This is a genomic window from Micromonospora sp. NPDC020750 (assembly GCF_044334565.1).
In the GTDB taxonomy this organism is placed as follows: Bacteria; Actinomycetota; Actinomycetes; order Mycobacteriales; family Micromonosporaceae; genus Micromonospora.
In genome coordinates this window covers 480211-493258 of the sequence record NZ_JBIRTH010000005.1, presented here as the reverse complement: position 1 = coordinate 493258, position 13048 = coordinate 480211, and the positions used below count along the sequence as shown (strand labels likewise).

The following is a 13048-nucleotide window of genomic DNA, read 5'->3' as shown; positions in this document are numbered from 1 at the left end:
CGGGTCGTGAAGCGCAACCGCTGGCTGCTACGCGACCCGTCCGACGAGTCCGTCGGCCGCATCTTCTGCTTCCCGTACTCGGGTATGGGTGCGTCGATGTTCAACCGGTGGCCCCGTTGGATCGACGGGGTCGAAGTGTGTCTGGTGCAGTTGCCCGGTCGGGAGAACCGCATCCGGGAGCCGCACTACCGGAGCTACGCGCAGCTGGCGGACGTGTTGGCCGAGCAACTGCTGCCGCTGCTGGACCGGCCGTTCGTCTTCTTCGGACACTGCGCCGGCGCACTGCCGGCGTACGAGACGGCTCGTCGCCTGCCCGCCGACCGGCTGGCGTTGCCGGCCGGGCTCGTGGTCTCGGCCCAGGTCGCCCCCCACCACTGTCCGCACGACCGGTTCCTGGCCCTCACCGACGAGGAACTCCTCGACGAGCTGGCCGGTCTCGCGGTGCGGCGCGGCGGACAGCCGGATCCCGCGATGCTGGCCCTCAGCCTGGCGGTACTGCGCGAGGACCTCGAGGCCAACCGCCACTACCGGCTCGACGAGCCGGCGCCGGTGCCGATGTCCGTCACGGTGCTGCGCTGGGCCGACGACCCGGAGGTGACCGAGGCCGAACTACGCGGCTGGGAGCACTACGGCGACGACGTGCGGTTCGACGTCCTCGCGGGGGGCCACTACGAGTTCCTGACCGCACCCGAGCCGCTGCTCGCCCTGCTGTCGGCGCAACTACAGGAGCGTGCCCCGCGATGATGGACGAGATGTTCCGGCAGGTCGCCGCACGGCACCCCGCCCGGACGGCGGTACGGGCCTGGGACGGTGAACTGACCTACGCCGAGCTGCACCGGCGCGTCGACCGGTTCGCCCGCCGGCTGCGGCAGGCGGGCGCGGTACCGGGGACGGTGGTGGGAGTGCACCTGCCCCGGTCCGCCGCGACCGTGGTCGGTCTGCTGGCGATCCTCCGCTGCGGCGCCGCGTACGTCGCGCTCGATGACCGCTACCCGCCGGAGCGCCGTGCCGCCATCCTCCGGGACGCGGCCGTCGAACTGGTCCTCACCACGTCGTCCGGGTTGTCGGACCTGCCGGCCGGGTGCCGGGCCCTGCCGGTCGAGGACACCGGGGACGACGGACCGGCCGGGTTCGCCGCCGGCCAGTCCGGTCCCGCCCACCTCGCCTACCTCGCCTACACCTCGGGGTCCACCGGCCTGCCCAAGGGAGTGTGCGTACCGCACCGGGCTGTCGTCCGCCTGGTGGTGGACAGCGACTTCCTGCCGGTACGCCCCGACGACGTGTTCGTCCAGTACGCGCCGCTGGCGTTCGACGCCTCCACGCTGGAGGTGTGGGCCCCGCTGCTCAACGGGGCCTGCCTCGTCGTCCCGCCGCCGGTCGACCTCTCGCCGGAGGAGCTGTGCGCCTTCGTCGCGGAGCACGGTGCCACGGTGCTGTGGCTCACCGCCGGCCTGTTCCACCGGGTGGTCGAGGTCGGCCTCGACCACCTGCGCGGACTGCGGCACCTGCTGGCCGGTGGGGACGTGCTCTCCGTAGCGCACGTGAACCGCGCCGTGACCGCGCTGCCCGACACCGTTCTGATCAACGGGTACGGGCCGACGGAGAACACCACCTTCAGTACCTGCCACCGGATGAGCTCCCTGGTCACCGGCAGCACCGTCCCGATCGGGCGGCCGATCCGCGGCACCACCGCGTACGTCCTGGACGACCGGCTCGGGCCGGTGGACGACGGTCAGGTCGGGGAGCTGTACGTCGGCGGGTCGGGGATCGCCCACGGCTACCTCGGTGACCCGGCCCTCACCGCGGCCCGCTTCTCCGCCGACCCCTTCGCCGCCACCCCGGGTGCGCGCATGTACCGCACCGGCGACCTGGTCCGGCGTACCGCCGAGCACCTGGAGTTCGTCGGCCGGCGGGACCGGCAGGTCAAGATCCGGGGCTTCCGGGTCGAGCCGGCCGAGGTCGAGGCGGTGGCGGTCGGCGTGCCGGGCGTGACGGGTGCGGCGGTCGTGGTGCAGGACGACGCCCGCGGGGGCCGACGCCTCGCGGCCTTCCTCACCGGGACCGCATCCGTGCTGGACCTGCGCCGACGGCTGACCGCGGTACTGCCGTCGTATGCCGTCCCCGCCCGGGTGACCAGGCTGGACGTGCTGCCGTTGACGGCGAACGGCAAGGTCGACCGCACCGAGCTGGCCAGCCGGGAGTCGCACAGCCGGCCCGAGGTGAGCGCCGACCACCGCAAACCGGGTACGGAGCTGGAGCTGACCATCACCCAGCTCTGGGAGGATCTCATGGGCCTGGACGGCATCGGCGCCGACGACGACTTCTTCGAACTCGGCGGCCACTCGCTGCTCGGGGTGCAGATCCTCACGGAACTCCGGCAGGCGCACGGTGTCGAGGTGTCCCCGCTGGCCTTCTACACCGACCCGACGCCGGCCGGACTGGCCCGCACCGTGCAGGCGGCCCACCGGGAGCTCCGGTGAGGATCCCCAACGCCGTGGCAGCCCTGACCGTGCCGGTGGGGGACGTCGACCTGTTCGCCCCCGACTTCTACGCGACCGGTGACCCGCACCCGGTGTGGGCCGAGATGCGGGCCCGGCATCCGCTGCACCGGCAGGACCTGCCGGACGGCCGGACCTTCCTGTCGGTCACCAGGTACCGGGACGCCTGCCGGGTGCTGGGCGACCACCGCGGGTTCACCTCGGAGCGGGGCAGCCTCCTGCAGCAGTTGGGCCACGGCGACTCGGCGGCCGGGCTGATGCTGGTGTCGACGGACCCGCCCCGGCACACCGAACTGCGCACCCCGCTCAACCGCGTGCTGAGTGCCCGGGCGGTACGGGACCTCGAACCAGGCGTCGTACGGGCGGTCCGCCGGGTTCTGCGCCCCGTGCTCGACCGTACGGAGTGGGACCTCGCCGAGTGCGTCGCGCAGTTGCCGATGGCGGTCGCCGGAATGCTCATGGGAATCCCCGAACCGGACTGGGCCGAGCTGACCCGGTGGACGGCGATGGCCGCCGCACCGGAAGACCCCGGGCTGAGGGTGCGGCACCCGGCCGCCACCCTGGCCATCGCCCACCACGGCCTGTTCGACTACTTCGCTGGTCAGTTGCGCGACGACCGGTGCCCGCGGCGGGACGATCTGATCGGGCACCTGACCAGCATGCTGGCCGGTGGCCGGCCGCTGACCACCGAAGAGGTCATCTACAACTGTTACAGCCTGCTGCTCGGCGCGAACGCCACCACCCCGCACGCCGTCACCGGGACCGTCCTCGCGTTGATCGAACATCCGGCGCAGTCGGTCGCCGCGCCCGAGGCGGTGACCGGCCTGGTGGAGGAGGGCCTGCGGTGGACGTCGCCGGCCAACAGCTTCCTGCGGCACGCCCAGCAGGACGTGGAACTCAGCGGCGGCCTGGTACGCCGGGGCGAGGCGGTCGCGGTCTGGATCGGGTCGGCGAACCGGGACGCGGAAACCTTCACCGATCCCTACCGGTTCGACATCACCCGCCCGGACAACCGGCACATCGCCTTCGGATTCGGCCCGCACTACTGCCTCGGGGCACCGCTGGCGCGGGTGACGCTGGCCGTCTTCTTCACCGAGTTGTTCCGGGCGTTCGACCGGATCGAGCTCAACGGGCCGGTGGAGCACCTGGCATCGAACTTCATCGCCGGCATCACACATCTGCCAGTGCTGACCCGGCGGCGCACCGCATCCCCGAGGGAGTCCGACGAATGAGCGACGCGACGCAGGCCATGGTGAAGATCTGGCGACGGCACCTCGGTGACCAGCCGGTCGGTCCCGATGACGACTTCTACGCCCTCGGCGGGGATTCGCTCATCGCCCTGCGGGTGGTCGCGGACGCCAACGCGCGGGGAATCCCGATCGAGCTGCGCGACCTGCTGTTCTTTCCGACGGTCAGCGAGCTGGTGGCGGCGGTGGCCGGCCGCCAGGGACGTGCCGAACCTGGCGAGGGGGGGCGTCAGCACCGGCCGTTCGGTCTCCTGGATCCCTATGACCAGGCGTTGATGCCGGCGGGGGTACGCGACGCCTGGCCCGCCTCCGCCCTGCAGGTGGGGATCATCTACCTGAGCGAGGCGTCGGGTGATCCCCGTCTCTACCAGGATCTCGTCGGTGTCGAGGTGACCGGGCCGTTCGACGAGTCGCTGTTCACCGCCGCGCTCGCCGAGCTGTGTGACCGTCACCAGGCGTTGCGCTCCTCCTTCGACCTGGGCGGATACAGCGTCCCCGCGCAACTGCTGTGGTCCTCGGTGGACCCACCGCTGGCCGTCGAGTACGCCACCACGGCCGAACCGGTCGCCCGTTGGCGCGAGACGCAGTTGTCCCAGGCCCTCGACTGGGGGCGCCCGCCGGTCGTCCGCTGCCACGTGGTGGCGCTCCAGGACCGCTTCCACCTCACCCTCACGATCCACCACGCGATCCTCGACGGCTGGAGCTACGCGCGACTCTGCTACGAACTGCTCGCGCTGTACGACGCGAGACTCACCGGCCGCCCGGCCGGCCTGCCGCTGCCGCCGGAGTCCGGCCAACGGGAGTTCCTCCGGCTGGAACGGGAGGCGATCGACAACCAGGAGGCCGCCGACTACTGGCACACCGAGGCGGACGTTCCCGGGCTCCTGCTCGACCGGGGGCGGTTCGGCGGTGCGGCCGACCCCCGCGAGACGATCAGCTTCGAGGTGGGGGAAACCCTGCTGGACGGCCTCCGGGCCGCCGCCGGGACCATCGGCGTTCCCCTGAAGAGTCTGGTCCTCGGCTGCCACGTCCGGGCCCTGAGCACCTGGACCGGGCGTGACCGCGACGTGGTGACCGGACTGACGGTCAACGGACGGCCGGAGACCGCCGGTGCCGACCTGCTCGTCGGGTTGTTCCTCAACACGGTGCCCATTCGTGTCCCGGTCGTGCCGGCGGAGCAGGGGGAGCTGTGCCGCAGCGCCCTCTCCGCCGAGCAGCGGGGGATGCGGCACCGCCGGTACCCGTTGGCGATGATCGAGCAGCGGCTGGGCCGGCCACCGTTCGACGTGGCGTTCAACTTCACCCACTTCCACGTGTACGACCAGTTGGGTCAGTTGACCGCGATCCGCCCCGGCGCGTGGTGGGCGTTCGACAAGGCCAGCTTCCCGTTCATGGTCGACTTCATGATCAACTCTCGTGACTTCGGCACCGCCGTCGCGGTCGCCTACGACCCCGACCTGTTCGACAAGGCGCAGGCGACGACGTACCTGGAGCTGTACCGCAGTGCGCTGCGCTCGGTGGCGGGGATGCCCGACTGATGGCCGCCCCGCTGGTGGTCGTGTACGACCGCGGCGCCGCGTCGGCCGCGGAGATCGCCGTCGGGCTGGGGGCACTCGGCCCGGTGGCGTTCCTGGTCAACCCGAGCGACCACACCCGCCGGACCGGGGAGGTGCTGCGCCGGCTGGGCGACGTCGTACCGTTGACCGTCGACCGCGAGGCGGATCTGGCGGCGGTGCGGCGGCTCAACCCGGCGGCGGTGCTGACCTTCTCCGAGCCGATGCTGCCGGTCACGGCGTGGCTGGCCGATGCGCTCGGACTGCCCTTCCATCCGATCGCCACGACCGAGATGCTGACCAGCAAGGTGCGACAACGCGAGCGGTTGCGCCTGCGGGGCGTCGACGACGTCCGGAGCCGCCCGATCTCCTCGATCGACGAGTGGGCCGCTGCCCGGGAGCACGTCGGCCTGCCCGCCGTGGTCAAGCCCGTGTACGGCCAGGGCAGCCGCAACACGTACGTGGTCACCGACGACGCGGCGGCACACCGGGTACTCGCCCCGCTCCTGCCCGCCGGCCGGGCGGCCACCGTCGTGGTGGAGGAGCTGCTGGTGGGTCGGTCCGACGGACCGTACAGCGACTTCGTGTCGGTGGAGAGCTACCACGGGCCGCACGGACTGCGGCACCTCGCCGTCACCGGGAAACTGCCGCTGGCACCGCCCTTCCGGGAGGTGGGGCAGTTCTGGCCGGCGGCGGTGACCGACGCGGAGCGACAGGAGATTCTCGACCTCACCACGCGTGCCCTCACCGCGCTCGACCTGGGCCCCGGTCTGACCCAAACCGAGATCAAGCTGACCGGGCGCGGGCCCCGGATCATCGAGGTGAACGGTCGCCTGGGCGGTCACATCAACGCCCTGGCCCGGCACTGCGCGGGCTTCGACGTGGTCCGCCTCGCCGGGCAGTTGGCACTGGGTCAACCGGTGACCGCACCCCCGGTCGACCAGCCGGGCCAGGTTCACTTCCAGTACCACACCCTGGCCCCGGTCGAGCCCTGCGAACTCCTCTCGATCGGCGGCGCGGCCGAGGTCCGCCGCCTCGACGGCATCGACGGGTTCCGGGCGTACGCACGAGTGGGTGACGTCCTCGACGCCGACGTGATGACCCGGCACCTCGACCTGCTCTGGGGCCGTTGTGACCGGCATGCCGACCTGGCCGCGCTGCTCGGTGAGGCACAGCGGCGGATCCGTTACGAGTTTCGGTTCCGCGACGGAGCACGGCGATCGAGCGCAGCCGACCTGCAGACAGAGGTGCCGAGATGACGGTGATCCAGGGCTCGACGCACCAGTTCCGGCCGCGGTCGACGTCCGACGGTGGCGAGACCCGCCCCCACCTGAGGACCCGTGTCCTGGTCGCGGACCACGACCCGCTCTGGCGTCAGCTACTGCACGACGTGCTCAACGGCAACAACCAGCTCGACGTCGTGGCGGAGGTGGACAGCCGCCGCCCCTTGGCGGACTGGCCCCTGCAACGCGTCGACGTGGCGGTCCTCGGATCCAGCCACGGGGAACCGATGGTCGGTGCGATCCGGCAGTTGACCGCCCGACGGATCAGGGTCGTTCTCCTGTGCCTGGACTGGTCCCGGCGCAGTCTCGACGCGGCGGTGTCGGCCGGCGCGGCCGGCTGCCTGGTGAAGGAGGCCGACCTCGGTGGTGTGGCCGGCAGTGTGCAGGCGGTCACCGGCAGGAACCGGGTGCTCTCCCCGGCCCTGCTGAACCTCTACGTCAACCCGGCTGCGACGGACCGACGGTCCCAGGACGCCGTGCAGAAGTTGACCGCCCGGGAACGCGAGGTGCTCTGCCGGCTCGGTGAGGGACTGACCACCGCCGAGACGGCGGAACTCTGCGGGGTGTCGATGGCCACCGTCAAGAGCCACGTCTCGCACGCGCTCGCCAAGCTCGGTGCCCGCAACCGGCTGGAGGCCGTGCTCATGGTGCGGGACGTCCTCGGTGCCCCGGCGACCTACGGTGCCCAGGAGGCCGTCACGAGCTGATCCCGGGGGGCCGCCACGAGGTGGCCGGCGCCGGGTACGCCGGGGGCGGCCTCGACCGTGGACCGGGCGTCGACTCGGGTGTCGGGCACCCGCAGTTCGGCGGCCAGCTCCGCCAGTCGCAGCCCCGGGAAGTTGGCCGCCTGGGCGGCGGTCACCGCCAGGGTCAGCGGGTTGCCGCCGCAGTAGTCGACGAGGTCGGTCACCGCCGCCGGCTCGGCGGCGGTCCGATCGACGCCCAGGCGCCGTTCGAGCAGCTCCCGCGCCTCGACATCGGACAACGGGCCGAGTGAGAGTGGCAGGGCCGTGCCGGTCGCCACCAGGCTGGTGAGCCTGCTCCGACTGGTCACGATGACCGGGCAGCCCGCCGCTGCGGGCAGCAACGGCCGTACCTGGTGGGCGTCCGCCACGTTGTCGAACACGATCAGCATCCGGCGGTCGACGAGCAGGCTGCGGTACAGCGCCAACTGGCCGTCCACGCTGACGGGCAGGCGGTCCGGCGGCACGCCCAGGGCCAGCAGGACGCTCCGGATCACCTCCGGAACGGACAGCGGCGGACAGAGGGCGTCGAATCCGCGCAGGTCAACGTAGAGTTGCCCGCCCGGCAGGTGGTCGGCGAGCCGGTGCGCCAGGTGGACGGCGAAGGTGCTCTTGCCGATGCCCGCCGGGCCGCTGAGGACGAGCGTCTTCGGACGCCAGCCCGCGCCGTCCAGCAGCCGGGTGCCCGTCTCCAGCTCGGCGGCCCGACCGACGAAGATCGGCGGTGCCGGCGGCAGCAGCCGGGGGACGGCCGGACGGGCCTCGACCGGAACCGTCCTCCGCAGGATCCTCCGCTGGAGGTCATGCAGGTCGGGTGCGTCGAGACCACGGCACGCCAGCAGGGTCAGTCCCTCTCGGCAGACCTCGGCCGCCTCGTCCACCCGCTGGTCGGCATAGAGCGCCAGCGCCAGCAGGCGACGAACCTTCTCGTTGTACGGATCAACGGCGATCATGCCGGCGAGTTCCCCCGTGGCCTCGACGTAGCTGCCGATCTCGACAAGCGCCTCGGCGCGGATCTGCATCGCGGAGCGGCGCAGGGCGTCCAGGCGATTGATCTCGGCCGTGGCGCCCCACCAGTGGGCGATGTCCGCGAACGCGGTGCCGCGCCACAGCGCCAGTCCGTCCCGGAGCAGCTTCGCCGCCTGCCGCGCCTCGGCGGTACCGCCGGTCCGCAGCAACCGGTTGCCGTCGACCACCGCGTTCTCGAAGACGTGTGCGTCGATGCTGTCCCGTTCCAGCTCCAGCAGGTAGCCCCTGCTGGCCGGCGTACCCACCGTCCGCACGATGGCCGCCGAACCGTCCTGCCCGGGCGGGAGCTCCAGCTTCTGGCGCAGGTGCGAGACGTGACTGCGGAGGGTCGTCTCGGCTGCCGCCGAGGCGGACTTACCCCACAGCAGGTCGACGAGCTGGCGCGCGTCGGCCGGCCGGCCGACGCGGAGCACCAGCGCCGACAGCAGGCCGGAGACCTTCGGCCCGAGTGGCACGGTGCGATTGAGGTGCTCGACGCGCAACGGCCCGAGCACGGAGATCCTCGTCGCTGCTGGCGGGGTCTGCTGGTCGGGCATTGATCTTCCCTGGGTGAGGTCCGTGTTCATGCGGACATCCGGAGCCGACGACGGGGCACGTGCGCCGCCTCGGCGGTTGAGCAGGCGCAGACGAGCGAACAGACCATTTCCACCCTCACGATCGGGGGCTGTGCGGCTCAGGTGCCCTGGGCAGGTCAGGTCCGCAGCGGCCGGTGGGTACGACGGTGAAGCAGGACTGCGACTCGGGGCTCAGACGCTGGTAGGGGCCATCGGCGCCGGCAGCTCGACGCGGCTGGCCGTGCGGACGGTGCGGGTGGTGTACCGGCCGATGTCGACCTCCGGCCCGGCACCGTAGACGCGGGCGGTCAGTCGGGGCGCGCTGACGGCATCGTGGGAGTCGTCATCGGCATAGCCCAGCACGACCACGGGTGTGGTCAGCGCCCCGACGGAGAGCAGCAGGTCGGCGCAGTCGCCGGCCGGGGCCCGGCCGATGGGTTTGGCGGGTACCGGCTCGAAGCCGAGGCGGGTCTTGAACAGGAACAGGCCGGGTTTGGCGACGTGCCCGTACAGGTTGGGGTCGTTGCCCATGGTCACCTCGGGACAGCCGCGCCTGCCGGTCTCCTCGAAGGCGTGCAGGTAGATCACCCGGGCGAGGCTGTGCTCCCGCCAGCGGGACTCGACGGCGGAGAACAGCAGCCACACCGAGTTGTCCTCCGGGTACTCCCGGCACAGGCAGCCGCCGACCAGTTTGCCCTTCTCGTAGGCGAACACGCCGAAGGTCCTCGGATTGTCGATCATGCCGGCGCGCATCGAGCCGGCGAACGAGAAGCCGAAACGCATACCGTTGACCCGGTTCTCGTACAGGGCGAGGAACGGGTCGAGTTGGTCGCCGCTGAGCGTCTGGTGCACCTCGATGTGCACGTCAGCGCCGGCTGCCCGGTCGATGGCCCGGCGGAGGTCCTGGCGGGCCTTGCGGGCGAGCCGGGCGGCGTAGTCGTCGACCGAGCGTGGCGTGGGTGCCCGCCAGCTCAGCCAACTCGGCTTGCGGACGAATCCGGCCCGGGCGAGGTCCGCCCAGGCGTCCCGGGGCGGGGCGGGAACCCGGATGAGTGCGACCGGGGGCAGGTCACCGGCGCGGTGTGCGGCGAGTGCCTGTTGCGCGTCCGCTTCGGCGATGGTGAGCCCGTAGTCGTCTCGAACGTGCATGTCGTTGGCGCCTTCCGCAGTGCTGACCGGTCACGGGTGGAGCGGGGGGACGTGGACCGTTGGACGTCGCCGAGGCTGCCGACGTGGGGCGTCGGGGTCGGCGGGCTCGGTGGCGGCCACAGCGCCGCTGGGGTGGTCACGTCCGGGCCGGTTCGGCGGTGGTCGCCGTGGTGGGCGGTGGTTCGTCCAGGCGGCGCCAGCGGGCGGGACGCAGCACCAGGGTGAGCGCCACCAGCAGGTACAACAGTCCACTCAGGGCGATCGCGGTGGTCAACCCCAGCGTGGACGCGGCCCAGCCGCCGAGTACGCCGCCGATCGGGATGCTGGCCCAGGAGACCGCGGTGGCGAGGCCGAACATCCGGGCCTGCAACGGTGGGGGAGTGCGTTCCAGGATGGTGGCGGCGATGATCGGATTGACGGAGGACAGCGCCACGCCGCAGACGAAGGTGATGGCGATCACCACCAGCAGGTCGTGGCTGAACGCCATGGCCAGGAAGCGCGGGGCCCCACCGACGAGCAGCCCGATCGTGAAGGTGAGGTACCGGGGCAGCCGGTTGGCGGCGAAGGTGAAGCCGATGTTGCCGACGATCGCGCCGAGGGCGAGCGCGGCGCTGACCGCGCCGAGCGCGGCCGGGTTGCCGAGCACCCGGTCGACCCAGACGGGGATGTAGACGGCGACGCTGGCCTGGTTGAACAGGTTGATGGTGAACATCACCGCGAAGATCCCGACGGCGACCTGGTCCTGGCGCAGGTGACGCAGCCCGATGCCGAGCGCCTTGAGGTACGGCTCCCGGTCCGCCCCGGCGGTGTGCGTGGGCCGCCCGATGGACGCCGGGATCAGCGCCGTCACGACGGCCGCGGCCACGGCGAAGGACGCCGCGTCGATCAGGATGGCCTGGGTGATGCCGAACCAGGCGATGATCACACCGGCGGCCGGAGCGCCGACGAGGATGCTCGTCCGGTGCAGGCCGTCGTCGATGGCGCTGACCCGGGCCATGGACGCGCCCGCGGCTGCGATGGTGGCGTGCGCCATCGCCCGCTTGGCGTTGTCCCCGAGACCGCGGAGGACACCGATGACGGCGACCAGGCCGAGTAGCGTGGCGAACCCGAGATGGTAGACGCTGGCCAGCAGCACCATGCCCGCGGCGCTGGCCAGGTCGGCCGTGACGGAGACCCGGCGGGCGCCGAGCCGGTCCACCAGCGGCGGGCCCAGCGCGCTGGTCAGCACGTAGGGCAGCATCTCGGCCGCGACGACCAGGCCCATCCGGGTGGGACTGCCGGTGGTGACCAGGACCAGCCAGGGCAGGGTCACCGTGGACACCCGGGTGCCGGTGTCGGAGATCGTTCCGGCGGTGAGCAGCCCGACGAGGGCGACCCGGGACCGGGTGGGCCCCGTCACTCCGGTGGACCGACTGCCGTGCCGGTACGGGCGAGATAGCGGTCACGAAGTGCGCGTTTGTCGACCTTCCCGTAGCCGATCGTGGGCAACGCGTCGACGAACTCCACGTCGCGGGGCGTCCAGTTGGTGTCGAGTCGCTCGGTGACCAGGTCGCGGAGCTCTTCGGGGGTGACGGTGGCGCCCGGTACGGGCACGACGAAGGCGTACGCCGCCTCACCATAGGCGTCGTCCGGTACGGCGGTGACGGCCGCGTCGTGGACGTCGGGGTGGGCGGTCAGGACGTCCTCGATCGGCCCCGGGTAGACGTTGACCGCGCCGGGGCCGGTGACGATCAGCTCCTGGTCGCGCCCCACCAGGTAGAGGTAGCCGTCCTCGTCGAGATGTCCGGTGTCCCCGGTGCGCAGCCAGCCGTCGACCAGTGTTCCGGCGGTCAGCTCCGGCTGGCCCCAGTAACCGGCCATGACCAGCGAACCGGAGATCCACACGTGACCGTGCTGTCCGGGCGGCAGGTCCCGCCCGGCGTCGTCCCGGACGGCGATGCGCACGTCGCCGTAGGCGCGTCCGCAGGAGCGCAGCAGGTGAGGCCGGCTCGGGTCGTGCTCGTCGCCGTTGAGTTCGGTGATCAGGGGGGCCTCGCTCATCCCGTAGGCGACGCGCACGATGGGCCCGAAGCGTTCGAGTGCCTGGGTCAGCCGGGCCGGGGCGACGGTCGAGCCGCCCAGGGTGATCATCTCCAGGCTGCTCAGGTCGGTCCGGCCGAGCAGCGGGCAGTCCAGCATCTCGTACAGGCGGGGCGAGGCGGCGTTCGTGCTGGTGATGCGCTCCTGCTCGATCAGGGTGAAGAACCGCGCCGCGTCGAAGGAGTCGCACATCACCTGCGTCCCACCGGCGAACAGCATGCCCATGACGCCTAGTTGGGAGCTGACGTGCCAGAAGACACCGTAGTAGAGGTGGCGGGTCGGACGGCCCTCTCCCGCCCACCGGGTGGCGAGTTCCAGGATCGTCTGGAACAGCAGGTTGCGGTGGTGGACCAGCTTGGGGCGTCCGGTGGTGCCGCTGGTCTGGAACACCGACGCCGGCTCGCCCGTGGCGTCGGCCGGGTCCACCGCGGTGCGGGGTGCCCGCCACAGGTCGGTGCCGAGGGCGCCGGGGCCGAGGCTGAACACGGCCGGGGCAGCGGCCCGGCGGGCCAGTTCGACGCCGGCCTCGGCGTGGGTGCGGGGGTCGTACACCAGGGCGTCCGGGCGGGCCTGGCGGAGGAAGCCGAGCTGGTGCTCCAGGGGTGCGCGGGCCACCCAGACGGACCGGCAGCCCAGCAGGTGCAGCGCGAAGTGCAGCATGACCACGTCGGGGTGGTTGTTGGCAACCACCGCCACCGCGTGGCCCGCACCGATTCCCTGCCCGCGCAGGGCCTCGGCCAGGTGCTGGACGCCTTCCCGCAGGTCGGCGTAGGTCAGCCGGCGGTCCTGGTGCACGATCGCCTCGGTCTGACCGTGCTTCTCGAACAGCGCCAACGCCTGCGGGACGTAGTTGGTGGACTCAGCGGGGGTGCGCACGGGGCGATCTCCTCTCGGGCCGGCCGCTCGGTGGGAG

General features: G+C 72.0%; 10 protein-coding genes. 6 read left to right on the top strand and 4 right to left on the bottom strand.

The genetic code is table 11. The features are described 5' to 3' along the window. Positions 1 to 6: 6 nt before the first annotated feature. The 6 genes from ACH4T9_RS18590 to ACH4T9_RS18565 are packed head-to-tail and all read left to right on the top strand — an operon-like array spanning position 7 to position 7288. The gene (locus ACH4T9_RS18590) at positions 7 to 744 is read left to right on the top strand and encodes a thioesterase II family protein (protein ID WP_396672203.1); all 738 of its coding nucleotides are present in this window, start codon (positions 7 to 9) and stop codon (positions 742 to 744) included. Then, positions 741 to 2480: a non-ribosomal peptide synthetase gene (locus ACH4T9_RS18585; protein WP_396672204.1), complete on the top strand. Its 1740-nt coding sequence runs from the start codon at positions 741 to 743 to the stop codon at positions 2478 to 2480. Before ACH4T9_RS18590 ends, ACH4T9_RS18585 begins: the two co-directional genes overlap by 4 nt. After that, positions 2477 to 3730, top strand: coding sequence for a cytochrome P450 (locus ACH4T9_RS18580; RefSeq protein WP_396672205.1), 1254 nt, complete (start codon positions 2477 to 2479; stop codon positions 3728 to 3730). The genes ACH4T9_RS18585 and ACH4T9_RS18580 overlap by 4 nt, the downstream gene beginning before the upstream one ends. Next, positions 3727 to 5283: a condensation domain-containing protein gene (locus ACH4T9_RS18575; protein WP_396672206.1), complete on the top strand. Its 1557-nt coding sequence runs from the start codon at positions 3727 to 3729 to the stop codon at positions 5281 to 5283. Before ACH4T9_RS18580 ends, ACH4T9_RS18575 begins: the two co-directional genes overlap by 4 nt. Then, on the top strand, positions 5283 to 6557 hold the full coding sequence (locus ACH4T9_RS18570; protein WP_396672207.1) for an acetyl-CoA carboxylase biotin carboxylase subunit family protein: 1275 nt from the start codon (positions 5283 to 5285) through the stop codon (positions 6555 to 6557). Before ACH4T9_RS18575 ends, ACH4T9_RS18570 begins: the two co-directional genes overlap by 1 nt. After that, positions 6554 to 7288 (top strand): LuxR C-terminal-related transcriptional regulator, encoded by a 735-nt coding sequence (locus ACH4T9_RS18565; protein ID WP_396672208.1) that lies wholly within the window; start codon positions 6554 to 6556, stop codon positions 7286 to 7288. Before ACH4T9_RS18570 ends, ACH4T9_RS18565 begins: the two co-directional genes overlap by 4 nt. Here ACH4T9_RS18565 and ACH4T9_RS18560 read toward each other — a convergent pair. The 4 genes from ACH4T9_RS18560 to ACH4T9_RS18545 form a co-directional block, all read right to left on the bottom strand. After that, positions 7258 to 8919: a BTAD domain-containing putative transcriptional regulator gene (locus tag ACH4T9_RS18560; RefSeq protein ID WP_396672209.1), complete on the bottom strand. Its 1662-nt coding sequence runs from the start codon at positions 8917 to 8919 to the stop codon at positions 7258 to 7260. The two genes, ACH4T9_RS18565 and ACH4T9_RS18560, sit on opposite strands and share 31 nt — an antisense overlap. Positions 8920 to 9099: 180 nt before the next feature. After that, a complete protein-coding gene (locus ACH4T9_RS18555) occupies positions 9100 to 10056 on the bottom strand; it encodes a GNAT family N-acetyltransferase (RefSeq protein WP_396672210.1) in 957 nt (318 codons plus the stop codon). Between the two features lie 136 nt (positions 10057 to 10192). Continuing rightward, entirely contained in the window at positions 10193 to 11455 is a 1263-nt protein-coding gene (locus ACH4T9_RS18550; RefSeq protein WP_396672211.1) for an MFS transporter, read from the bottom strand. Continuing rightward, on the bottom strand, positions 11452 to 13011 hold the full coding sequence (locus ACH4T9_RS18545) for an AMP-binding protein (protein ID WP_396672212.1): 1560 nt from the start codon (positions 13009 to 13011) through the stop codon (positions 11452 to 11454). The genes ACH4T9_RS18550 and ACH4T9_RS18545 overlap by 4 nt, the downstream gene beginning before the upstream one ends. Between the last annotated feature and the right edge of the window lie 37 nt (positions 13012 to 13048).

What these genes read in the sequence shown, in the direction of transcription:
- ACH4T9_RS18585 (WP_396672204.1), top strand. Translation starts at nt 741, where the DNA reads ATGATGGACGAGATGTTCCGGCAGGTCGCCGCACGGCACCCCGCCCGG.
- ACH4T9_RS18575 (WP_396672206.1), top strand. Translation starts at nt 3,727, where the DNA reads ATGAGCGACGCGACGCAGGCCATGGTGAAGATCTGGCGACGGCACCTC.
- ACH4T9_RS18570 (WP_396672207.1), top strand. Translation starts at nt 5,283, where the DNA reads ATGGCCGCCCCGCTGGTGGTCGTGTACGACCGCGGCGCCGCGTCGGCC.
- ACH4T9_RS18565 (WP_396672208.1), top strand. Translation starts at nt 6,554, where the DNA reads ATGACGGTGATCCAGGGCTCGACGCACCAGTTCCGGCCGCGGTCGACG.
- ACH4T9_RS18560 (WP_396672209.1), bottom strand. Translation starts at nt 8,919, where the DNA reads ATGAACACGGACCTCACCCAGGGAAGATCAATGCCCGACCAGCAGACC.
- ACH4T9_RS18555 (WP_396672210.1), bottom strand. Translation starts at nt 10,056, where the DNA reads ATGCACGTTCGAGACGACTACGGGCTCACCATCGCCGAAGCGGACGCG.